A 23,879-nucleotide genomic window follows, 5' to 3' on the forward strand; every position below is an offset into this window, starting at 1 on the left:
CCCCTTCTAAATAATAACTCCTGATTGCAAGATTATATTCGAATATGGTGTATCTTCCCCAGTGCGAATAACTGCCTTAACTTTAGTATTCATAGCTTTCAATTCTTCATGACTAATATATTCAATAATTATATTCGATCCTAAAAGATCTAGAACTGCTTGCCACTGTTCTTTGTTTTTTTCCTTAATTTCTTCTGCTAAGAAAATTTTTTCAATAAGTACATGATCTGAATATTCTTTTAAAACTTCTAAAAAACTTGGACTACCTTTTCTTAATGCTAAATCAATTTTATCAACACCTTTTGGAACTGGCAATCCTAAATCTCCGATACAAACCAAATCCATATGACCTAAATCATCAGCTAGTTTTGCTATATTACTATTTAAAATCCCATATTTCTTCATATCCTGAATGCTCCTTTATTTCTTTCAAACTCGGCATGCCTCCTTGCGCTCCAAATCTTTGAACAGAAAGATGTGAAGCAATTGTTGCAAAGGACAATGCAACATTCATCTCTTTTCCTTTTGAGATAGCATAAGCAAAAGCACCATTAAATGTATCTCCTGCTCCTGTAGTATCAACTACTTCTGCTTTTATAGCAGGAATCTTCTGAACTACTGCCCCATCATAATAAATGGAACCTTCAACTCCTAATGTCACAATCATTTTATTAGGATAAATTTTAATAATTTCTTCTAATTTCTTATCTGGAAAAAGCTCTGAACATTCATGCTCATTAGGAGTAATAAAATCACAAAAAGGAATCATCTCTATATCTGTTTCTCTAGCTGGTGCAGGATTGTAAAGCACCTTAACTTTATTTTCTTGGCAAAATTTAGCTATAGATAGATTGGCTTCATGTGGTATTTCATTCTGTAATACAACAATACTTGCATCACTAATCAATTCCCACTCATTTTTCCAATCATTTGTTTTAACTAAATTATTCGCTCCGGGATAATAAATAATCCTATTATCACCTCCATATAAAGTAATTTGTGCAACTCCCGTAAATTGTGGTACCGTTCCCACATGTTCTGTAGAAATATTATTATTTTGCAGATTACTTAGTAAATCTGCTGAAAAAATATCTTCTCCGACGTTTCCAAATATGTAAATATTATCTTCTACACTGGATAATCTACCAATAGCTACAGCTTGATTTGCACCTTTTCCACCTGGAACTATATTAAACGAATCCCCAAAAATCGTTTCACCTCCTTCTGGAATCCTTTTTGTTCTCATAACTAAGTCTATTGAAATACTTCCAACAACAACAATTTTACTCATTACTTTCTCCTTAATGTATTTCTTTCTACGTATCTAACAGGTAGTTTAATTTTAGCTTCATCTATAGAGAACTTATTTGCCATATTATAGATTAGCTTTGCAGCCTGTTCTCCCATTTTATATGATGATTGGTGAATAGTTGATAAAGAAGGGTAAATAAATTGACTAAGTACAATATCATCATAACCAATGATTTGAATATCATCTGGAATTTTTTTCCCAATTGCTAAAATTTCATGAATATAAGCTATTGCATGAATATCAGAAGGTGCTATAATACTATCAATATTTGGATTTCTTTTTAGATTCTCTTTAGCTTCTTTTTGAATTTTTTTAAAGTCAAACGTTTCACTTTCTTCAATACGAATCTCTAAAGATTTATTCCTCAAATAGTTTAAACTTGCTTCAAACCGTTCCGCGATATTCTCGGCTTTATCATCTAAAACTTTAATAATCAGAACTTGTTTAGCACCTGCATTACAGATTGCTTCAGCAGCCAAACGACCACCTGACTGATTATCAGAAAAAACACCGTAACCTGTATCTTTACTAATTCGGTCAACTACAACAACAGGTAATGATAAATCCGGATATTCTTTTGTGAAGTCATGTGTAGTAATAATGCCAGCAGCATTTGTTTTTAACAGTAAATTAACATATTCACTCAAAGATTCTTGGTCTGAAATCGTACCAACCATAATTCTATAACCTTTATCTTTCAAATATGATTCAGCGCCTCGAACCAATCTTGGGAAGAAGGGATTTGAAATATCTGGTAATAAGAGTCCTACCATTTGGTTTTTTTTAGTTTTCAAAGATTGTGCTAATACATTTGGTGTGTAATTTAATTTTTTAATCGCATTTTTTATTTTCTCTCTCGCATCATCTCCAACATAACCTTTTTTTGATATATATCTTGAAACCGTTGATTTTGATACTCCAGCTTCTTCAGCAACCTGTTTTATTGTAGTCATCATTCCTCCTTCTTACGTTGTGGAACCGTTCCCTTATTCTATAGTAAACGTTTTCTTTTGATTTGTCAATACTTTTCTAAAAATATTTTAAATTTATTTCAGAGTACATATATTTTTCCAAATATATTATTACTATTACACAAGAAACACAACAAGACCTCCACTATATCGAGGAGGCCTTGGAGCAGCTCGGTTATTTAGTAAAAGACTAGAAGATTTTCTTTTCCCAGCCATCTTCTGTACGATGGCGGTAGAAAAACTCTGACTTGTCGGGAGCTTCCATCATCTCCATCAAGGGTAACATATCATAGGCCAGATCCAAGTTTGGAATCTGGTCTTTTTGCACCCAAGAAACTTCTCCCTCTTCTGAAGATTGAAGGGTACCAGAGAACTCAGTCGCCTTATAACAAATGACAATATAGCGCCCACCTGTATCTAGTGGCCAATTTTTAATACCGACAAGTTGAGGATTTTGGATAGTCAATCCTGTTTCTTCATAGATTTCACGAATGACTGACTCTGCAAAAGACTCGCCATTTTCTACATGACCTCCTGGAAAGGCATAACCAGACCAGCGATTGTTTTCAGGAGCGCGATACTGCATCACCACGCGCTGGTTTTCTAGGTCTTCAATCAGACAAATATTTGTTAAAATCGTTAATTGGGAACGGGACATGGATTTACTCGCTTTCTAATTTATTAAATTTTCAGACTTGGTACCATATTAGCTTTTACTTTTGAGAATTATTTAGAATAGAACACCATCCGTTTTTCCTTTATAGGCTTTCCAAGTTCAAGGATTTTTTCTTGGCCATCAAAAGTAAAACCCATTTTTTGATAGAAAGCAATGGCGCGCTTATTATCTTTCAATACCCATAAGAAAATTTCAGAAAAATGATCAAGAGCAGTCAAAGCTGCTCTCACTAACTTTTGTGCAATGCCTTTTCCGTAATAGTCTTTTAAAACATATAAAGCAATAATTTCACCAGCTTGAATAGTCTCATCACGAAAATTACCATAACTGATAAAACCAACCACCTTCACGCCATCCATCGCAATCAATGTATTTTCTGGATACTTTTGACTAAAGAATCGGCATCTTTCTAATGTCATTGTCTCCTGAAATTCTGCAGGCAAAAGGTTATCATAAGCCTCTCTCCACGTTTGCCAGTGAACGAGGGATTTATCTTCTATCTCTTCAGGAGTTTCCATTGATTTGATAATAACCGTCATTTGTTTTCTTCTCCTTAATTCAACACCCTAACTTCCTTTGCCACTTTTTGTAGAAATTTTTGTCTTGTTGAACTTGTATTTACTTCACGGCCTAACTCTCCTAAGATTGAAACCCTCTTTGTTTTTATGCCACAGTGATTCAATACAGCATTCTTTAATACCGATATTCCATAACTGTCTGGAATGTTAATAGGACCTGAAAATACTTTGTACCACCAAGTTGGTGCCATAGAAGTTGCATAGATACTAGCTGTTTTTCCTTTTAGTAACTTTTTGAACTGTCTACCTCTCAAGTAGTTCAAAATAAAGCTTCCTCGATTATTTGCAGAGTATGCAATGCCTGGCGTAAAAACACGATCAATCCAGCCCTTCAATAGACTAGGCATACTACTCCACCAAATAGGATAAACAAAAATGAAATGATCTGCCCACTGGATTAATGATTGAGAGCGTAGAATAAACGGATCGTCCTCCATCCTTTGCCGATAACCATAACGTAAAACAGGATCAAACTCTTCCTCATTAAGATTAATCACTTCAAGTTCATGTCTCTTTGAGTCTATACTTTCTACAATCGTTTGAAAAATTGCTTGACAGTAACTTTCTTTATCAGGATGTCCATTAATAACTAAAATATTCATAAAATTCCCCTAATCCAACGCCTTGACTTCCAGCATCATATCACGAATCTGAGCTGCTAGTTCAAAGTCAAGCACTTCGACGGCTTCTTGCATTTGTTTTTCCAGTTTCTTAACAAGTTCTTTGCGTTCTTGTTTGTTGAGACTATTGATATCGACCTCTTTTTCTTCTTCCTTAGCAACTGCCTTGGTCACGGCAATCAGGTCACGGATTTCTTTCTTGATTGTCTGAGGCACAATACCGTGTTCTTCATTATAAGCCATCTGGATTTTGCGACGGCGGGCCGTTTCATCGATAGCACGTTGCATAGACTGGGTCACAGTGTCCGCATACATAATGACATGTCCCTCACTATTACGAGCAGCACGACCAATGGTCTGGATGAGTCCACGCTCGTTACGAAGGAAACCTTCTTTGTCAGCATCGAGAATGGCAACTAAGCTTACCTCAGGAACGTCAATCCCTTCACGGAGGAGGTTGATTCCGACCAAGACATCAAAGACACCCAAACGCAGGTCACGGATAATCTCTGTCCGCTCTAAAGTCTTGATATCCGAGTGCATGTACTTGACCTTGATGCCCATTTCCTTGAAGTAGTCGGTTAAGTCCTCTGCCATTTTCTTGGTCAAAGTGGTGATAAAGGTACGCTCATTTTTCTCAACACGGGCATTGATTTCACCTAAGAGGTCATCAATCTGTCCCATAGTCGGACGAACTTCCACCTCAGGATCCAAGAGTCCCGTTGGACGAATGATTTGCTCAATCACTGTCTCAGTCTGTTCATTTTCATAGTCACCAGGTGTCGCTGAAACGTAAACAATCTGATGGACATGACTCTCAAACTCCTCCCGACGGAGAGGACGATTGTCCAAAGCTGATGGCAAGCGGAAACCATAATTCACCAGCATTTCCTTACGAGAACGGTCTCCATTGTACATGCCTTTGATTTGTCCCATGGTCATGTGGCTCTCATCAATCATGATTAAGAAATCATCTGGGAAGAAATCTAAGAGCGTATAAGGAGGCTCACCCTCACTACGTCCATCCATGTGGCGTGAATAGTTTTCAACCCCGTTGGTGTAGCCCATCTCACGCAGCATTTCGATATCGTACTCTGTCCGTTGTTTCAAGCGCTGGGCTTCAAGCAATTTGCCTTCCTTTTCAAAGACAGCTAGTTGCTCTTCCAACTCTGCTTGAATCTTAGCAATGGCAACTTCCATGTGGTCGTCATTGGTCACAAAGTGAGTAGCTGGGAAAATCGCCAAATGATCCACTTCTCCCAATACCTGACCTGTCAGAGCTTCCACTTCACGAATACGATCAATTTCGTCTCCAAAAAATTCTACTCGAAAGGCATGCTCATCACGGGAAGCTGGGAAAATCTCCACCACATCCCCACGCACACGAAATCTTCCCCGTTGGAAATCAATATCATTACGTTCAAACTGGATGTCAACTAATTCATTCAAGAGTTTATCACGAGAAATTTCAAGACCTGGACGCAGACTCACAACACTGTCAGCGTATTCCTTGGGCGAACCCAAACCATAGATACAAGAGACAGAAGCCACGACGATAACATCGTTACGCTCAAGAAGGGCTGAAGTAGCTGAGTGGCGGAGCTTGTCAATCTCGTCATTGACAGAACTATCCTTCTCAATATAGGTATCACTAGAAGGGACATAGGCCTCAGGTTGGTAATAATCATAGTAAGACACAAAGTACTCAACAGCATTCTCAGGGAAAAATTCCTTAAACTCCCCATAAAGTTGTCCTGCCAGAGTTTTATTGTGGGCAATGACCAGAGTTGGTTTACTGACTTTAGAAATGACCTGACTCATGGTATAGGTCTTCCCTGTTCCGGTCGCCCCCATCAGAATCTGAGCTTTTTCTCCACCCTCGATATTATCAACCAACTGCTCGATAGCTTGGGGTTGATCTCCTGATGGTTGATATTTTGATACTAGTTTAAATTGATTATCTGTAATGCGATTGATCATAAGAATCCTCTCTCGATGTGCTATTCCTATTTTAGCATACTTGTAGCATTTTCACGAAGAAAAGGACGGACCGAAGTCACATCCTTTCATTTTCTTTCTTTAATTGATAAGCGAGATAAAGAATCAGCACAAACAAAATAATACTGGACACGATGGAACCCTCAATACCAAAAGACCCACCAGAAAGCCAGTCTTGATTGCCTTGTGGAGTAAATTTCATGATTGAGGTTCCTGAAGACTGACCACTAACTAATACTCCAAAGAGGTTTCCCTGTGCGAAATTCCAAGCTCCATGAATACCACCTATACCCCATATAGTATCTGTTTTAAGAAGATATAGGGACATGGCAACTCCGAATAAAAAGAGATCAATTGCAGATAAGAAAGTTATGCCTGGATTTCCTAAATGAAGTAAGGTAAAGAGACTACTAGATATGATAATAGCGACTTTAAGATTAGTTCTCTTAGCCAATTGTGGAATCAGCCAAGCACGAGTAACCAATTCTTCTGCCGTTCCTTGTAAAATCCAAAAAGGTATTGTAAATAAAGTAAAAGCTAGCGAATAAGTATCCAAGTGAATGGAGTCAAATTGATACTGCCCCAACACTACTAGTCCAGCCAAAGCAAGTATAAAGAGGGATAGACCAAGACCGTATCCTTTAAATAAGGCACTTAAAAAATTTTCTTTATAGAATCCCAAGGTTCGAATCGGTCTTTTCTCTACTTTTCTAGTCCATCTAAACACAGTTAAGATGATAAAACCAAAGGACAATAATTCAAATATTAAATGGATGTCACTTGTTTTATCAGATAAATTCTGAAATAACATTTGAAGGAAATCTGCAATTCTTTGACCACCCATACCAAGATTGCCAAATAGCCCGATCAATGCTAAAAAACTAAGGCCAAAAAATAGAGAAGATATGAACTCAGATATATAGACGAAAAATAGAGCTAACAAGGGGCTTGTGTAAATGTTTAAACTCATTTTTGAAGTTTGGAAGTCTTTAAATATTCTTTTGTTCTTCATATCTCTGTCCTCTTTTCTTCTATTATATACTATTATTATAGCACTTTGTGGTAGCAGTTCAAGAAAGAAAGAAAAGAAAAACAATGTTACATTTTCTGACACAAAAATATAAAAATTTGCCTTTTTTTACTTTTTCTGATATAATGGAAAAATATTCGGAAAAGGAGACTAAAAATGAAGAAAAAATTTCTAGCATTTTTGCTAATTTTATTCCCAATTTTCTCATTAGGTATTGCAAAAGCAGAGACGATTAAGATTGTGTCTGATACCGCCTATGCACCTTTTGAGTTTAAAGATTCAGATCAAACTTATAAAGGAATTGATGTTGACATTATTAACAAAGTCGCAGAGATTAAAGGATGGAATATTCAGATGTCCTATCCTGGATTTGATGCAGCGGTCAATGCGGTTCAAGCTGGTCAAGCTGACGCTATCATGGCAGGGATGACAAAGACGAAAGAACGTGAAAAAGTCTTCACCATGTCTGATACTTACTATGATACAAAAGTTGTCATTGCAACTACAAAGGCACACAAAATTAGCAAGTACGACCAATTAACTGGCAAAACTGTTGGTGTTAAAAACGGAACAGCCGCTCAACGTTTCCTTGAAACAATCAAAGATAAATACGGCTTCACTATTAAAACATTTGACACTGGTGATTTGATGAACAACAGCTTGAGTGCTGGTGCCATCGATGCCATGATGGATGACAAACCTGTTATAGAGTATGCCATTAACCAAGGGCAAGACCTCCATATTGAAATGGATGGGGAAGCTGTAGGTAGCTTTGCTTTCGGTGTTAAAAAAGGAAGCAAATACGAGCACCTAGTTACTGAATTTAACCAAGCCTTGGCTGAAATGAAAAAAGATGGTAGTCTTGATAAAATCATTAAGAAATGGACTGCTTCATCATCTTCAGCAGTGCCAACTACAACTACTCTAGCAGGATTAAAAGCCATTCCTGTTAAAGCTAAATACATTATTGCCAGCGATTCTTCTTTTGCACCTTTTGTTTTCCAAAACTCAAGTAACCAATTTACTGGTATTGATATGGAATTGATTAAGGCAATCGCTAAAGACCAAGGTTTTGAAATTGAAATCACCAACCCTGGTTTCGATGCTGCTATCAGTGCTGTTCAAGCTGGACAAGCTGATGGTATCATTGCTGGTATGTCTGTCACAGATGCTCGTAAGGCAACTTTTGACTTCTCAGAATCCTACTACACTGCCAATACTATCCTTGGTGTCAAAGAATCAAGCACCATTGCTTCTTATGAAGATTTAAAAGGGAAGACAGTTGGTGTTAAAAACGGAACGGCTTCTCAAACCTTCCTAACAGAAAATCAAAGCAAATACGGCTACAAAATCAAAACCTTCGCTGATGGTTCATCAATGTATGACAGTTTAAATACTGGTGCCATCGATGCGGTTATGGATGATGAGCCTGTTCTCAAATATTCTATCAGCCAAGGACAAAAATTGAAAACTCCAATCGCTGGAACTCCAATCGGTGAAACAGCCTTTGCCGTTAAAAAAGGATCAAATCCAGAACTGATTGAAATGTTCAATAACGGACTTGCAAACCTTAAAGCAAACGGAGAATTCCAAAAGATTCTTGACAAATACCTAGCTAGTGAGTCATCAACTGCTTCAACAAGCACTGTTGACGAAACAACTATCTGGGGCTTGCTTCAAAACAACTACAAACAGCTCCTTAGTGGCCTTGGTATCACTCTTGCTCTAGCTCTTATCTCATTTGCTATTGCCATTGTCATCGGGATTATCTTCGGTATGTTTAGTGTCAGCCCCTACAAATCTCTTCGTGTGATCTCTGAGATTTTCGTTGATGTCATTCGTGGTATCCCATTGATGATTCTTGCAGCCTTCATCTTCTGGGGAATTCCAAATTTCATCGAGTCTATCACAGGACAACAAAGTCCAATTAACGACTTTGTAGCTGGTACCATTGCCCTATCGCTCAATGCGGCTGCTTATATCGCTGAGATCGTTCGTGGTGGTATTCAGGCTGTTCCGGTTGGTCAAATGGAAGCCAGCCGAAGCTTGGGTATCTCTTATGGAAAAACCATGCGTAAGATTATCTTGCCACAAGCAACTAAATTGATGTTGCCAAACTTTGTTAACCAATTCGTTATCGCTCTTAAAGATACAACCATCGTATCTGCTATCGGTTTGGTTGAACTCTTCCAAACTGGCAAGATTATCATCGCCCGTAACTACCAAAGTTTCAAGATGTATGCAATCCTTGCTATCTTCTATCTTGTAATTATCACACTTTTGACTAAACTAGCGAAACGCTTAGAAAAGAGGATTCGTTAATGGCAAAATTAAAAATTGATGTAAATGATTTACACAAAAGCTACGGAAAAAATGAAGTTTTAAAAGGAATTACGACCAAGTTCTATGAAGGAGATGTTGTTTGTATCATTGGTCCTTCAGGTTCTGGTAAGTCAACTTTCCTTCGTAGCCTAAATCTTTTGGAAGAAGTTACTAGCGGTCACATCACTGTGAACGGTTATGACTTAACTGAAAAAACAACCAACGTTGACCACGTCCGTGAAAATATCGGAATGGTGTTCCAACACTTCAATCTCTTCCCACACATGTCTGTATTGGACAACATCACCTTTGCTCCTATTGAGCACAAGTTGATGACTAAGGAAGAAGCTGAAAAATTGGGAATGGAATTGCTTGAAAAGGTTGGACTAGCAGATAAAGCTAATGCTAACCCAGATAGCCTATCAGGTGGTCAAAAACAACGTGTGGCCATCGCTCGTGGACTTGCAATGAATCCAGACATCATGCTCTTTGATGAACCAACTTCTGCCCTTGACCCTGAGATGGTTGGAGACGTACTAAACGTTATGAAGGAATTGGCTGAGCAAGGCATGACCATGATTATCGTAACCCATGAGATGGGATTTGCTCGTCAGGTTGCCAACCGCGTTATCTTTACTGCAGATGGCGAGTTCCTTGAAGACGGAACACCTGATCAAATCTTTGACAACCCACAACACCCACGTCTGAAAGATTTCTTGGATAAGGTCTTAAACGTCTAAACTCAAACTGTAAGGATTTCCTTGCAGTTTTTTTCTATCTCGTATTGGATTTTTTGATTTTTCGGAAAATTATGTTAGAATTAAGTTTATGAAATGAGGTTTCCTCATACCTAGCAAGACTAGGAATAAAAATAGAAATTAGGTAGCTAGATGTCATCTAAGGTTATTGTTACAATTTTCGGTGCGAGTGGAGACCTGGCTAAACGCAAGCTCTACCCTTCCCTATTTAGACTATATAAATCCGGCAATCTTTCCGAGCACTTTGCTGTCATTGGAACTGCCCGTCGTCCTTGGAGTAAGGAATATTTTGAATCTGTTGTAGTCGAATCGATCCTTGATTTGGCAGATAGTACCGAACAGGCTCAAGAATTCGCTAGCCACTTCTACTATCAAAGTCATGATGTCAATGATACGGAACACTACATTGCTTTGCGTCAATTGCAGGCTGAACTAAATGACAAGTACCAAGCTGAACACAACAAGCTCTTCTTCTTGTCTATGGCACCTCAGTTCTTTGGAACTATCGCCAAACACCTCAAGTCTGAAAACATTGTGGATGGTAAAGGTTTTGAACGCTTAATCGTTGAAAAACCATTTGGTACAGATTATGCAACTGCAAGCAAGTTGAATGACGAACTCTTGGCAACATTTAACGAAGAACAAATTTTCCGTATCGACCATTATCTTGGTAAGGAAATGATCCAAAGTATCTTTGCAGTTCGCTTTGCAAACCTGATTTTTGAAAATGTTTGGAACAAGGATTTTATCGACAATGTTCAAATTACCTTTGCAGAGCGCTTGGGTGTAGAAGAACGTGGTGGCTACTATGACCAATCTGGTGCCCTCCGTGATATGGTACAAAACCATACTTTGCAACTTCTTTCTCTTCTTGCCATGGATAAGCCAGCAAGCTTCACAAAAGACGAGATCCGTGCCGAAAAGATTAAGGTCTTTAAAAACCTCTATCATCCAACGGATGAAGAGCTTAAAGAACACTTTATCCGTGGTCAATACCGTTCAGGTAAGATTGATGGCATGAAATATATCTCTTATCGTAGCGAGCCAAATGTGAATCCAGAATCTACAACTGAAACCTTTGCATCTGGTGCCTTCTTTGTGGACAGTGATCGCTTCCGTGGTGTTCCTTTCTTCTTCCGCACTGGTAAACGTCTGACTGAAAAAGGAACTCATGTCAACATCGTCTTTAAACAAATGGACTCTATCTTTGGAGAACCACTTGCTCCAAACATTTTGACCATCTATATCCAACCAACAGAAGGCTTCTCTCTTAGCCTAAATGGGAAGCAAGTAGGAGAAGAATTTAACTTGGCTCCTAACTCACTTGATTACCGTACAGATGCGACTGCAACTGGTGCTTCTCCAGAACCATACGAAAAATTGATTTATGACGTCTTAAATAACAACTCAACAAACTTTAGCCACTGGGATGAAGTTGGTGCGTCATGGAAATTGATTGACCGTATCGAAGAACTCTGGGCTGAAAATGGTGCCCCACTTCATGACTATAAAGCTGGAAGCATGGGACCTCAAGCAAGCTTTGACTTACTTGAAAAATTCGGTGCCAAATGGACTTGGCAACCAGATATCGCCTATCGTCAAGATGGTCGTTTAGAATAAAAAAATTTCCTGCAAGTTTGTATCTTGCAGGATTTTTGCTTCTGATTAGATTAAGCCTTCCAAGAGACCCTTCATAAAGTTTTCTGAGTTAAACTCTCCAATATCATCTATTTTTTCACCAAAACCAATCAATTTTACAGGAATATTGAGTTCTTCACGGATAGCTAGAACCACACCACCTCGAGCTGTTCCGTCAATCTTAGTCAAGACAATTCCTGTCAAAGGAGTGATTTTCGAAAATTCTTTGGCCTGTACCAGGGCATTTTGACCTGTTGATGCATCAAGTGCCAAGAAGGTTTCATGGGGTGCTTCTGGCACAACACGTTTAATGATGCGACCAATCTTTTCCAACTCAGCCATAAGGTTTTCCTTGTTTTGCAAACGACCAGCTGTATCAATCATAAGAATATCGATACCCTCAGCCACGGCACGTTCCATACCATCAAAAACCACACTGGCTGGGTCAGCTTTTTCAGGTCCAGTTACTACTGGAACATCAACACGACGGCCCCATTCAGCTAGCTGTGCTACTGCTCCTGCACGGAAGGTATCTGCCGCAACCAACATGACCTTCTTACCAGCTTGTTTAAAACGGTGGGCTAGTTTCCCGATAGAGGTTGTTTTCCCGACACCATTAACCCCAACAAAGAGCATGACTGTCAAGCCATCTTGGAAATGGATACTTTCATCGTAGTTGCCATCCTTTTCATACAGCTCAACCAATTTCTCAATGATGACGCGACGAAGTACGTCAGGTTTCTTGGCGTTTTCGAGCTTGGCTTCGTAGCGTAGCTCCTCAGTTAAGTTAGAAGCGACTTGGACACCAACGTCACTCATGATCAGCAGTTCTTCCAATTCCTCGAAGAATTCTTCGTCAACAGAGCGAAAGTTAGCAAAGAAGGCGTTCAAGCGAGCACCGAAGCCCGTACGAGTCTTCTTAAGACTGCGATCATATTTTTCCTGAACGGTTTCTTCTGCTTGAGGAGTTTCTGGTTCAAGCACTTCAGAATTATTTTCTTCCACAGCTTCTTCAAGCTCAGGGTTCTCTTCCTCTGCGACTTCTTCTTGTTGAACTTCTACAACTGGCTCTAAATTCTTATTTTCTTCAACTGTATCTTGGATTTCCTCTTCTTGGAGCACAGCTTGTTCAACAATTTCAACTTCTGCTTCTTCTTGAGAAACTTCCTCAGCTTCTGTAAGGGCAGTCTCAGTAGCTTCAGATAAATCAAGATTTTCCAGAGCTTCTTTTACAACTTCTTCGATTTTAGGTTCTTCTTTTTTTCCGAATAGACGGTCAAACAATCCCATATCTTAGTTCTCCTTTAGCACGTATTCTTCGATTGCCCAAGCAACAGCTTCTTCATCATTGGTCATAGGAGTCACAACATTTGCAACCGCCTTGACTTCAGGAACAGCGTTTTGCATGGCAACACCGAGCCCTGCCCACTCAATCATAGAAAGGTCATTGGCCTCATCACCACAAGCCATGACTTGGCTTTGGTCTATTCCCAAATGACTGATTAGTTTTGCCAAACCTGTTGCTTTATGAACATTCTTTGGTGACCACTCTAGCAACATTTCACGTGATTTAAAGATTTCATATTGTTCAAACAATTCTGGAGAAATCTTCTGAATAGCTGCATCCAAGGGTCCTTGAGCAAAAGCAGTCACGCATTTGTTGTAGGTCATTTGACTAGAAAGGTCTTCAAAGTCAACTGGTACAAAAGTTAAAGCTGGATTGAATTTGGCATAAAGACTGTCTTGGTCTGATTGGATTTGATAAACTGTTCCTTCTGAGATGGCATCAAGAGGCAGTGATAATTTCTCTGTTTCTTCATACAAGCGTGCCACATCATCATATGAAAAGACTGTTTTATCAAGGATTTCACCTGTATTTTTCTGAACCAAACCACCATTAAATGTAATCGTATACTCATCTTCCTGGCCGTCAGTCCCTAGCTCATGGAGAAAGAAATCCATAGCTTTTAAGGGACGACCAGTTGTCAATACAACCTTAATACCACGATCACGCGCAACTTTCAAGGTTGCCTTGGTACGATCCGTCAGCCTTTTATCAGTAGTCAGCAAGGTCCCATCCAAGTCCAATGCAATCAATTTTATATCTGCCATTATAAGCCCTCCATATAAGCTATAACCGACTGGTCCTTATGGTGACCAATTACAGTCTCTGCTAATTCTAAAATTTCAGGTCGTGCATTCTCAGGAGCTACAGGATGTCCCACAACCTGCATCATGTGCAAGTCATTAAGATTGTCTCCAAAAGCCATAACCTGATCCATTGTGATACCAAGTTTTTTAGCCAATTCAACAATGGCCACTCCCTTATCGACATAGTCCAGAACAATATCAATAGATTCAAAGCCAGTTGTCATGGCCTTAACACCAGGAACATGTTCATTGACCCAAGCTTCTCCAGCTTCCAGCGTTTCTTCTGTGAAGTTGGTCGTAAATTTGAAAATGTCATCAGTGATATCTTCTAAACTCGCTACTTTTTGGATATTTTCATTATAATGCTGGCTCTCTTTCAAATAGGTCTCATCAACCGTATTCAGAACATAAGAGCCTTTTTTCCCTGTTAAAAGCAATTTATTGATATCGACATAAGGTGACGTTTTCAGTTTTTCAAAAGTTGCCAGATAAAAGTCACGAGACATGGTCGCTTCATACAAGTCCTGACCTTGATATTCGACCAAACTGCCATTTTCCGCGATGAAAATAATGTCATCACGAACATCAGCAAATAATTTTTCTAGAGACAGAAATCCTCGACCCGAAGCTACCGCAAAGTAAATCCCTTTTTCCTTGTAGGAAGCTAAGAGAGACTTGAGGCGGTCCATATCAAAGCGCCCATTCCCATCTAGGAAGGTTCCATCCATATCCGTTGCTACTAGTTTAATTGTCATCCTTCAATACTTTCTAAATCTTTTAACTTAACTGAAACAATCTTTGAAACACCTGATTCTTGCATAGTCACTCCATAGATAGAATCAGCCGCTGCCATGGTTCCCTTACGGTGAGTCACGACAATAAATTGACTGTCTTTATCAAAGCGATTGAGGTAATCCCCAAAACGTTTAACATTAGCTTCATCCAGCGCAGCTTCCACCTCATCCAAGATAACAAACGGGATAGTCTTAACTCGAATGATAGAGAAAAGCAAGGCTAGAGCTGATAAGGCTTTCTCCCCACCACTCATGAGGTTGAGAGACTGGATTTTCTTGCCTGGTGGTTGAACAGAAATCTCAACCCCAGCTGTCAGTAAGTCTCCCTCAGTCAAAATCAAGTCAGCCTGACCTCCGCCAAACATCTGCTTGAAGGTCACTTTAAAGGACTCACGGATGGCCTCAAAGGTTGATTTAAAGCGTTCCTTGACCTCATCATTCATCTCTGTGATAGTTTCAAGAAGCAGATTTTTCGCTGACAAAATATCATCTCGCTGGCTATTTAGGAAATCCAGACGATTGTGGACTTCTTCGTACTGTTCAATAGCATCTAAATTGACAGAACCCAGTGAGCGAATAGTCTTCTCTAAATCCTTAACCTCTTGCTCTGCCAGATTGAGATTTTCCAACTCATGAGACTTTTCTAAAGCTTCTGTATAGCTAATCTGATACTGGTCTGTTAATTGACTTTGTAGATGGCGCAAGCGCTCGCTGACCTTTTCTTTCTTGGCTTCAGCACGTGTTTGCTTGCGAATCCACTCCTCATTCTGCTGGCGAGCCTGATCCAAATGACTAGCAATATCATCCAGTTGCCCTTCAATATCATCCAACTCAAACTGCTTGCGAATCAAACCTTGTTGGAGATTTGTTTTCTGGTTTTTTGCTTCTTCAACCTGTTGACTGAGCAATTCTGTATCAACCTTCTCCAGATTATCAACCTTTTCTTGAAGAAGGCGCTGGATTTCCTCTTGTTCGATATCTAAATTGTCCAATTCCTTGCCTAAACGCTCAATATCAGCCACTTCATAACGTTTTTGCCCTTGCAGTTCTGTCTTAAGCAAGCGTGCTTGCGCCACCTCTTCCTGCAAGTTTTGATAGCGTTCTTGGATGGCGTTTTTGTTGGACTTAATCTCTTCAATCTCAGCTTCCAGATTTTGCTTTTCACTGGCAATGGTAGCAAGGCGCTCTTGGCATTTTTCCTTATCTGCTTGCCAATCTCCCTCAGTAAGACGATCTAATTCCTCTTCTTGAAGTTTCCAAAGAGTTTCCAGTTCTTCAACTTGCTGACTGGTCTGCTGATAAGCAAGCGATAAGCCCTGCTCCTGAATACGAGCCTGCTCTCCTTGAGATTTGATAGCTTCTAATCTTTCAGTTAATACTGCCATCTGGTCTTGCAAGGTCTTCAAAGCCACCTCTTCAGAACGCAAGCTTACTTCTTCTTCAGCAATTTCTTTTTGTAATTGCTCCAGTTCTGGCTTGATAAAAATACTGTTGTTCTGGCGATTGGCTCCACCTGCATAAGAACCACCTGTGCGCAACTCTGTCCCATCCAATGTCACCATACGAACCTGATAACGAACCTGTCGAGCAGCCGCACGCGCATGTTCTACTGTATCAAAGATAGCCGTCGTAGCTAGCAAGTTCTTGAAAATGGCTTCCAGTCTAGTATCGAAAGTAACTAACTCGTCTGCCATGCCCAGAAATCCTGGACTTGCAGCAATATCATCTTGGTTCTGACTAGAAATCGTACGCGCCTTGATCGTTGTCAAAGGAAGGAAGGTTGCGCGACCATATCTGTTTCGTTTGAGAAAATCAATGGCCCTAGTTGCTGCATGTTCATCTTCCACAATAATATGCTGACTACTGGCTCCTAGCGCGATTTCCAGCGCAGTTTGATAATGCACATCAAAGCTCAGATGCTCACTAACAGCACCAATAATCCCACCAAGGCGATCTTTTTCTTGGAGAACACTCTTAACACCTGCATAAAAGTTACTGTGATTTCTAAGGATATTTTCCAAACTCTGAGCTCTGGCCTGCTTGTTTTTGAGATTATCCAGACGGTCAAAGAGTTGACTTTGTTGAGCTTGATAGGAAGCTTTCTGCTCTTCTTGCTTCTTGGCAATAGCTTGATAGTCGGCCAATAATTTCTGAACCTGCTCCTTGGCAGTTTCAAACTCTTCTTTTTGCTGACTAGCCTTCTCTTTAGCTGTAGCCAGCTGTTCTTTCAGTTTTTGTAGCTGATCTGCTTGTTTTTGAGAAAGCTGACGGCTATTTTCCAACTCATTCTCAATACGAGTCAGTTGGTTTGAGACATCCGCTTCTTCTTGTAAAAGAGCTACAAAGCGTTCGCGTAAGAGCTCAATCATTTGATCAGGATCATCTGAAAAAGCTAGCAATTCAGCTTCTAAACGATTGAGTTTTTGATTATTTTGGACTAGATTTTCTTCTAAGAGAGCTATAGAGCTTTCCTTATCAGATTTTTCTTTGCTGAGTGAATTTCTCTTATCCTCCAAAGCAGCCAAACGAGCTTGTGCTTCCTGTTGATTCAGGGCTACTTGCTCAGATTCCAGTTTCGATAGGGCTAATTTTCTCTCTAAATCACTAATTAGACTGGTCAAATCCATCAAACCACCCTGATCTTTGGCCATTTCAGCCTGTAAATCTTGCCGTTGCTTTTTAAGAGTTTGATTTTCTTCTTCTAATTTTTCACGCTTTTGGTAGTAGCTCGTCAAGAGTTCCTGAACCTGTGCCAACTCTTCTTCTGTCAACTCTAGTTCAGCCTTATTTTCCTTGATTTGAGCAACCAGCACGTCTAAATAAATAGCCTTGCGTTGACCTTCCAAATCTAAAAACTTACGGGCATTCTCAGCTTGCTTCTCAAGAGGTTTGATTTGATTATCCAACTCGTAGATAATGTCCTCTAAGCGGTCTAAATTATCCTGAGTTTGTTGCAGTTTACTCTCAGTTTCTTTTCGACGAGTCTTGTATTTCAAAACTCCAGCAGCCTCTTCAAAAATAGCTCGGCGTTCCTCAGGCTTGGAATTAAAAATCTCCTCAACCTTCCCTTGGGAAATAATAGAGAAGGAATCTCGTCCCAAACCTGTATCCAAGAAAAGGTCATGAATATCACGAAGACGAACTTTCTTGCCGTCAATCTTGTATTCGCTATCACCACTACGATAGATATGGCGTTCCACCCTGATTTCTTGACCTGCATCCTTGATAAATCCATCATTATTATCCAGAGTCACAACAACAGAAGCATAATTGAGCGGTTTGCGACTTTCTGTTCCAGCAAAAATGACATCCGGCATCTTGCCCCCACGGAGACTCTTAACACTTGACTCCCCCAAAGCCCAACGCAGACTTTCTGTAATATTCGACTTTCCAGATCCATTGGGTCCAACGACTGCCGTCACACCTCGGTCAAAGACGACCTTGGTCTTGTCAGCAAAAGACTTGAATCCCTGAATTTCGATTTCCTTTAAATACATGAATCCAGCCCTTTCTCAACGGCATTTTTGGCAGCTTCCTGCTCTGCTAATTTCTTAGAACGACCTTGACCTTGACCAATGCTCTTACCTTCAACGAGAACTTCTACATCAAAAACCTTATCGTGGGCAGGACCCGTTTCAGAAATTACCTGATAACGAATAGCCACATCCCCATTGACCTGAAGCAACTCTTGGAGATGGGTTTTGTAGTCTGTAATCATCTCAAACTCGCCTGCTTCAACCTTAGGAATCATGACTTGATAGATAAATTCCTTGACCTTGGCCACATCCTTGTCCAAAAGAAGGGCACCTAGAAAGGCTTCAAAGGCATCACCAAGAATGGTGTCACGATTGCGTCCCCCAGATTTTTCTTCCCCCTTACCTAGCTTGATAAACTGGTCAAACTGGCAATCACGCGCAAAACCAGCCAAACTCTCCTCACGGACAATCATAGCACGGAGTTTGGACAAATCACCCTCAGACTTTTTAGGATATTTTTTATACAGATATTCTGAAATCAATAACTGTAGAACAGCGTCTCCTAAAAATTCCAAGCGCTCATTGTGTGAAATTTTTAAGAGGCGGTGCTCATTGGCATAACTCGTATGAGTAAAGGCAGTCTCCAGTAACTTTTTATCTGCAAATTCGATTGCAAAATGGTTTTTAAGTACAGTTTGTAATTCTTTCATACCAACCTCTTTCTAACTGATAACAGTCCTTTTTATTATATCAAAAAAAGCCCCCTGAGTCACTTTAAAACGGGAGAAAACAAGAGACTAAAGGGAACTTATCGACTACTATTAAAATGGAAAAATATTAGAATAACGGGTAAAAGTTATTTACTTTAAGCTACCAGCCAAGGGAAATCGTTTCAAACTGACAACCTAAGCGTCGCAATTCTTTTTGACGGTCCTCGTAGTAGGGGAGGGAAATGCCCGTGATGGTCACATGGGGCAGGTCTTTAAGGTGCAGGCTAACGGATGAGGTAAAATGATAGACATGAACGAACTCGTATTCTTGGATGAGTTGGGCTAGGACATCTTCAAAGATCAGCTCCGTCTCCAAGTAAGTCACGTTTGGAATAGTGAAGGTTTCCTTGGGATGAGGCAGATAGAGATCAATTGCCAAGGCCTTGGCATAGGTACTGATAAAACGGATGGAGATCTGATCGTCCTCTTCAGAGAACTTTTGCCCCAACAGGATCTTGACCGTCTTACCATTTGAGACGGGTGCTTGTGGCAGGTCAAAAAAATGCTCCAGATAAACAAGCTTTTCTCTAGCTACGACATGGTAGTCACTGCAATAGAGGGTATAGTGCTTTTCCGTCCGCTCAATCAAGTCATCTCTGGTCAAGCCCAAAGGTCCCACCTGAATAGGTTGAAGAGGGAGGGCATACATTCCCAAAGGGTAAATATCCGCATAGCCATCATCAAAACTCATGAGGTGATGGTAATTTGAACTAGCAACCAAGTCCAGAATCAAGCTATTGTCAAAGCTAGCATAAAAGATGGTGTCATAGTCGCCAGCAAGCTCCTGACAAATCTGAGCCAAGTCCTCTGCATCCTGAGGATAGTGAACATGGTCAAAATTCTTAGCATAATGCTCCTGACGAGCATTTTTTACAGGACTGACATAAAGGCTAACAAAGTCCTGATCAAGATAGAATCCTTTGATATGCTGTGCAATCTTGGCCTGCAAGGGCGTTGTAGCAATTATAAGATTTTTCATCTCTTTGATTCTCCTAGGTGGTGATGTTGTAACAAGGTCTCAACGACTTCAAAGTCCAAGGCATCGTCGATATCATAAGAATAGAGTTTGGGCATTTCATAGGCTACTGTCTTATCTGTGTAAAAGGTCTCATCTCGTAGGTAACGATCCTTGCGAGAAATCCAGATACTACCGTTTGGATAGTAATAGACAGGTTCTTTCTGCCGAGCATAGTGCTTGGAAACCTGAGGCGGACGGATAAATGACGACTCCGCTAATTGCAAGTAAAGACTACGACTCTTGTCTGCCATAACACAGGAAATCAGATGGTCGGCGCCAGACTGACAGTATAGTTGATAGGACTCGACGAGGTGCTCCACTTCTCTCAAGGGTGAGGTCACCTGTAGATTCACAAAGACCTGCTCTTCCTCAAAGGGCTGTAAAAAGTCTCGCAAGGTCTCTAAACTAGAGGTTGTTGCCAAAGCCAACTCTTTTGGTCTGTGGACACAATGAATCTCTGGATAGGCTTGATGACAGAGTTCGAGATAGGCTAGTGAGTCTGAGGAGATCCAGATTTCACTAAATAGCTTGGAGGCTAGAGCGACTTCTATAGTATAGAATACCAAGGGTTTGCCTGCAAGCGGTTTGATATTTTTATCCACTAAGCCACGTGAACCCGAACGGATCAAAATGACGGCTATGGGTTTAGATGTTGCTTTCATATAGTCTTCCTAGAAATGAAATAAAGAGGGCAGATAGGGTGGTGATGATGCTATTTAACCAAGTATTGGAGTTGGCGAATAAACCACTGTAATGATAGAGAAACAAGGCTCCTAGACTAAAGACCAGATAGATTTTGGCCAGTTGTAAGCTCGGTCTTTTTAGGAGTAGGATCAAGAGGTACAAACCACCCATCACACCTAGTGTCAGACCCATAAAGCCGTTAATCCATTCGTAGATGGAGTAAATTTCTGCATTCATGAGTAAGAGGCAGAGAAGTCAAGACAGACCTGCTATGACAAAGGACAGGAGGCTTGGTGACCAGCGAATCTTTGACCAAGTGAAATCCAACTTCAAGCAGGTCACAATTGCATTCATACTGGATGAGATAGTGGATTGACCCGCTACAAGAGAGCCAGCAGGATGAAACTGCTAAACAAAGGTGCTAATCAGATAGAGTAAACTGACAATCCCAAAGGACAATAGTCCCTGTAGCCATAAGATTTTTCCAATTTTTCGACGCCCCATTTTGCTGTTAAAATGTTGGACAATATACTGCGAAGAAACGTAGGAAAACAAGCTACTAAAACCTGCTCCTGCAACTAAGATAAAGACCGTCTTCCCATCCAGCGTCTCTGCAAAGTGAGATAGCTGTTGACTGCTATTCATGACTAAAACAGATTGGGTAATTCTTGGTAGAAAAAGGGCCAATATAGCCAGTAGGACCAAGCCCTGAAAGAAGTCCGTCCACAGCACAACCAAAAGACACCACCCCTTGCCAGATAATAGACCGTCAAGAGAAAGAGTAAACCAGACAAGATCAGCTAATTGATAGGGGTAAAGGGCGCTAAGGTTTGAGACAACAAGTAGGTCACCACTGCTATTCGCCCCAACTGGTAAATGATGAAAAGTCCTGAGGTCAGTGAACGAATGCCAGTCGATTGAAACTTGTCCTCTAAAAGATGATAGGCTATCTCATAGTTTCCCTTTTGATAGAGGGGCAGAAAATAGCGATGAGCTAGTGGAATGGCTAGAAAGATGCCAAACTGGGCAAACCAGAGATATGACCTGCCTGTATAGGCATTCTCCACCAGAGTCAGAAAGGAAATGGGGTTGAGCAAGGTTGCAAAGACTGAGAAGGCCAGAACTGTCACAGGAACAGCTTTCTTAACCTGATAATAATCCTCCTCTCTCCCTTTTTTCCGATAAGCAGTCCATGAAATCAAGCAGAAATAGAGCAATAGGATAACTAGAATTCCCTATCTAGTAGTTCACGATAGCTTTGGGCCACTGTCCCTAGTGAATAGTGAGCCGCTAGGGCAATATTTTCTGCATTTGACTGGCGATAGCTCGCCTGCTCCATCTCTTCTATCATTTGAATCAATTGTCCCTTATTCTGGAAGAGACGAATGGCATTTGACTGATTGGCGTAAAAACGATGAGCAATATCAACATCTGATAGCAAGGCTAGTAAACCATGGCTCAAAGCTTCTACACAGGCATTTGAAAATAACTCAGTATAACTAGCAGACAGATAGCATTGGTGTTGATTATAGGGAACATTATCCACCATTCCTTTTAATTGAATTGTTGGTGGGAGGTTATACTGATTCCGAAGTTGCTGTAATCTTTTTTCTGATCCACCATAAAAGGTAATATGAACATTTGAGCCACGTTTATATAATTCCGTAAAAACTTCAATAACCAGATCAATATTCTTTATTTCCTCCATATGCCCCACTAAACAATAGTCTAAAACAGGACCGATTTCTTTAACTTTCCCTTTCTTTTCTGTAAAAATGGGAGCTAAAAATATTGCGTTATAATCTAGCTGACGCAATGATTCTGTTAGCAATTCACTTGCAACTAGATAGTTATTCTTTTTTCTTAGATTTGCGTTAGAAAGATTTAGTTTCACATTTGAATGTATCATTTCATAATATTTTTTTCCAGTATTCTCCATATATCTCCAGAGACTAGGCTTAGGTATAATGTGCTGATCACGGATAATTAAATCTTTATCTTTGATTGTATCAATTAAAAATGTAATAAGCAAATCTTCTTCAGAATAGATAATACCATCTTTTCTAAAAATATATTCTGGATAGAATATAGAAACAGGAGAAGGTTCTATGAATGGGTCTATGAAACGTCCCTCAAGTGCTAAGTCTCCGTTTTTATGAAACCACTGTAACTCTTTTTCCTTAAAACTTTCAAAAAGAAATGGACCACTTGTATAATAGTAACGACCTGATCCATCTCCTAACGTAAGAGAAGAGACAAAACCATCTGCAGTGAGTTCAACCGTATCACCATCTGATAAATTGAGAGTTTCAGGCTTAACCGATAAGGAATCATGCCCTATATCAGAAAAACTATGAGGAACACAAATCAATTCCTTTTCTAAAAATCCAAGTTTTTTTAAATCAGCTTTCCAGTCAGGTCTAACTTGTGGATTTGTCACAAGCTGTAGATAATCCCATCCTAAATACCTTGCTATTTTTGCACGATAAAATTGTGTAGTTTCATAACCATATCTTTGCTTTTGTGTAAAAGCATGAAGCGTAATAATTCTTGACATATTTCTCTCTCCTATTTTCATTTGACAAAAGTGAAAAATCTCCCCTCACAAAAAGGGAGAAAAGATTTTTCATCTCTTAAAATTGAAGTTCTGATAGAGTTACTTTAAAATAATAATTTTCTATCAGTATCATCAAATCTCGATATAAAATAATTTCTTATAAAAATTCCAAATATAGCAGTATAGAATATTTTATTTAGAAGCTATTAAAAATCAAATCATGCTCAATAATCTATTTGAAAATAATTAAATAGACCTTTAAATAGATGCCCTGAATGATTACATAGATAAAATAACATAGAGATTATTCCGATTCTTCTTTTTTCTTAAATAACCCTAATGCCAATCCTGTTACCATAGCTAGTAATCCCATAGTTGATACATTAGTATTTTTTTCTGTACCAGTATTTGGTAGTTTTTCTTCTGATATCTTTGATTCTGGCTGGATACTATTTGAATTTTCTGGCTTAGGCTCTGGTTTAGGTTCTGGCTTAGGCTCTGGCTTAGGTTCTGGTTTAGGTTCTGG

At 39.7% G+C, this 23,879-nt stretch carries 23 protein-coding genes and 1 pseudogene; 4 read left to right on the top strand and 20 right to left on the bottom strand.

What is annotated here, in order from left to right:
• Positions 1 to 6 precede the first annotated feature (6 nt).
• Genes rbsD through HT714_RS01410 form a run of 3 tightly spaced genes read right to left on the bottom strand, consistent with a single transcriptional unit; the run spans position 7 to position 2,265 of the window.
• Positions 7 to 405, bottom strand: a complete 399-nt coding sequence (gene rbsD / locus HT714_RS01400) for a D-ribose pyranase (RefSeq protein WP_000759835.1) — start codon at positions 403 to 405, stop codon at positions 7 to 9.
• Complete coding sequence (gene rbsK, locus HT714_RS01405; protein WP_173251355.1) at positions 380 to 1,291, bottom strand: ribokinase; 912 nt, start codon at positions 1,289 to 1,291, stop codon at positions 380 to 382. Before rbsK ends, rbsD begins: the two co-directional genes overlap by 26 nt.
• Entirely contained in the window at positions 1,291 to 2,265 is a 975-nt protein-coding gene (locus HT714_RS01410; RefSeq protein WP_173251358.1) for a LacI family DNA-binding transcriptional regulator, read from the bottom strand. The genes rbsK and HT714_RS01410 overlap by 1 nt, the downstream gene beginning before the upstream one ends.
• A 143-nt stretch (positions 2,266 to 2,408) precedes the next feature.
• Between HT714_RS01410 and HT714_RS01415 the strand changes: the two are divergent.
• Positions 2,409 to 2,477, top strand: a pseudogene (locus HT714_RS01415) (DNA-binding transcriptional regulator); the annotation flags it as partial.
• Here HT714_RS01415 and HT714_RS01420 read toward each other — a convergent pair.
• From HT714_RS01420 to HT714_RS01440, 5 genes are all read right to left on the bottom strand, one after another.
• Positions 2,474 to 2,941, bottom strand: coding sequence for an 8-oxo-dGTP diphosphatase (locus tag HT714_RS01420; RefSeq protein ID WP_173251360.1), 468 nt, complete (start codon positions 2,939 to 2,941; stop codon positions 2,474 to 2,476). The pseudogene HT714_RS01415 and the gene HT714_RS01420 overlap by 4 nt on opposite strands.
• 68 nt (positions 2,942 to 3,009) lie before the next feature.
• Positions 3,010 to 3,498: a GNAT family N-acetyltransferase gene (locus HT714_RS01425; protein WP_173225846.1), complete on the bottom strand. Its 489-nt coding sequence runs from the start codon at positions 3,496 to 3,498 to the stop codon at positions 3,010 to 3,012.
• 14 nt (positions 3,499 to 3,512) lie between these two features.
• Positions 3,513 to 4,139: an NAD(P)H-dependent oxidoreductase gene (locus HT714_RS01430; RefSeq protein WP_173225844.1), complete on the bottom strand. Its 627-nt coding sequence runs from the start codon at positions 4,137 to 4,139 to the stop codon at positions 3,513 to 3,515.
• A 9-nt stretch (positions 4,140 to 4,148) separates the two neighbouring features.
• A complete protein-coding gene (gene uvrB / locus HT714_RS01435; RefSeq protein ID WP_173225842.1) occupies positions 4,149 to 6,137 on the bottom strand; it encodes an excinuclease ABC subunit UvrB in 1,989 nt (662 codons plus the stop codon).
• A gap of 76 nt (positions 6,138 to 6,213) precedes the next feature.
• On the bottom strand, positions 6,214 to 7,167 hold the full coding sequence (locus HT714_RS01440; protein WP_173225840.1) for a CPBP family intramembrane glutamic endopeptidase: 954 nt from the start codon (positions 7,165 to 7,167) through the stop codon (positions 6,214 to 6,216).
• A 174-nt stretch (positions 7,168 to 7,341) separates the two neighbouring features.
• Here HT714_RS01440 and HT714_RS01445 point away from each other — a divergent pair, with 174 nt between their 5' ends.
• The 3 genes from HT714_RS01445 to zwf all read left to right on the top strand — a co-directional run bounded on the left by HT714_RS01445 (position 7,342) and on the right by zwf (position 11,885).
• Positions 7,342 to 9,507 (top strand): ABC transporter substrate-binding protein/permease, encoded by a 2,166-nt coding sequence (locus HT714_RS01445; RefSeq protein WP_173225838.1) that lies wholly within the window; start codon positions 7,342 to 7,344, stop codon positions 9,505 to 9,507.
• A complete protein-coding gene (locus tag HT714_RS01450) occupies positions 9,507 to 10,247 on the top strand; it encodes an amino acid ABC transporter ATP-binding protein (protein ID WP_084887071.1) in 741 nt (246 codons plus the stop codon). The genes HT714_RS01445 and HT714_RS01450 overlap by 1 nt, the downstream gene beginning before the upstream one ends.
• Before the next feature lie 150 nt (positions 10,248 to 10,397).
• Positions 10,398 to 11,885 (top strand): glucose-6-phosphate dehydrogenase, encoded by a 1,488-nt coding sequence (gene zwf / locus HT714_RS01455; protein WP_173225836.1) that lies wholly within the window; start codon positions 10,398 to 10,400, stop codon positions 11,883 to 11,885.
• Positions 11,886 to 11,930: 45 nt separating this feature from the next.
• Here the strand turns inward: zwf and ftsY are convergent, their stop codons facing one another.
• The 12 genes from ftsY to HT714_RS01505 all read right to left on the bottom strand — a co-directional run.
• Positions 11,931 to 13,193, bottom strand: coding sequence for a signal recognition particle-docking protein FtsY (gene ftsY, locus HT714_RS01460; protein WP_173225834.1), 1,263 nt, complete (start codon positions 13,191 to 13,193; stop codon positions 11,931 to 11,933).
• A 3-nt stretch (positions 13,194 to 13,196) separates the two neighbouring features.
• Entirely contained in the window at positions 13,197 to 14,015 is an 819-nt protein-coding gene (locus HT714_RS01465) for a Cof-type HAD-IIB family hydrolase (protein WP_173225832.1), read from the bottom strand.
• Positions 14,015 to 14,809 (bottom strand): HAD family hydrolase, encoded by a 795-nt coding sequence (locus tag HT714_RS01470; protein ID WP_173225830.1) that lies wholly within the window; start codon positions 14,807 to 14,809, stop codon positions 14,015 to 14,017. The genes HT714_RS01465 and HT714_RS01470 overlap by 1 nt, the downstream gene beginning before the upstream one ends.
• Positions 14,806 to 18,345 (bottom strand): chromosome segregation protein SMC, encoded by a 3,540-nt coding sequence (gene smc, locus HT714_RS01475; protein ID WP_173251362.1) that lies wholly within the window; start codon positions 18,343 to 18,345, stop codon positions 14,806 to 14,808. Before smc ends, HT714_RS01470 begins: the two co-directional genes overlap by 4 nt.
• Entirely contained in the window at positions 18,336 to 19,034 is a 699-nt protein-coding gene (rnc, locus tag HT714_RS01480) for a ribonuclease III (RefSeq protein WP_173251364.1), read from the bottom strand. The genes smc and rnc overlap by 10 nt, the downstream gene beginning before the upstream one ends.
• A 160-nt stretch (positions 19,035 to 19,194) precedes the next feature.
• Entirely contained in the window at positions 19,195 to 20,073 is an 879-nt protein-coding gene (locus HT714_RS01485; protein ID WP_173251366.1) for a glycosyltransferase family 52, read from the bottom strand.
• On the bottom strand, positions 20,070 to 20,774 hold the full coding sequence (locus HT714_RS01490) for an acylneuraminate cytidylyltransferase family protein (protein ID WP_173251368.1): 705 nt from the start codon (positions 20,772 to 20,774) through the stop codon (positions 20,070 to 20,072). Before HT714_RS01490 ends, HT714_RS01485 begins: the two co-directional genes overlap by 4 nt.
• A complete protein-coding gene (locus HT714_RS09550) occupies positions 20,758 to 21,033 on the bottom strand; it encodes a hypothetical protein (RefSeq protein ID WP_240148084.1) in 276 nt (91 codons plus the stop codon). Before HT714_RS09550 ends, HT714_RS01490 begins: the two co-directional genes overlap by 17 nt.
• Positions 21,034 to 21,204: 171 nt before the next feature.
• Positions 21,205 to 21,534: a hypothetical protein gene (locus tag HT714_RS09555; RefSeq protein WP_240148085.1), complete on the bottom strand. Its 330-nt coding sequence runs from the start codon at positions 21,532 to 21,534 to the stop codon at positions 21,205 to 21,207.
• 62 nt (positions 21,535 to 21,596) lie between these two features.
• A complete protein-coding gene (locus HT714_RS09560) occupies positions 21,597 to 22,013 on the bottom strand; it encodes a hypothetical protein (protein WP_240148086.1) in 417 nt (138 codons plus the stop codon).
• Positions 22,014 to 22,021: 8 nt separating this feature from the next.
• Positions 22,022 to 23,353 carry a glycosyltransferase gene (locus HT714_RS01500; RefSeq protein WP_173251371.1) on the bottom strand — a complete coding sequence of 444 codons (1,332 nt, stop codon included), beginning with the start codon at positions 23,351 to 23,353 and terminating at the stop codon, positions 22,022 to 22,024.
• Between the two features lie 304 nt (positions 23,354 to 23,657).
• Positions 23,658 to 23,879: LPXTG cell wall anchor domain-containing protein (locus HT714_RS01505; RefSeq protein ID WP_173251373.1), on the bottom strand; the 222-nt coding region annotated here is incomplete at its 5' end.

The organism is Streptococcus sp. 3705 (genome assembly GCF_013277145.1).
Classification (GTDB): domain Bacteria; phylum Bacillota; class Bacilli; order Lactobacillales; family Streptococcaceae; genus Streptococcus.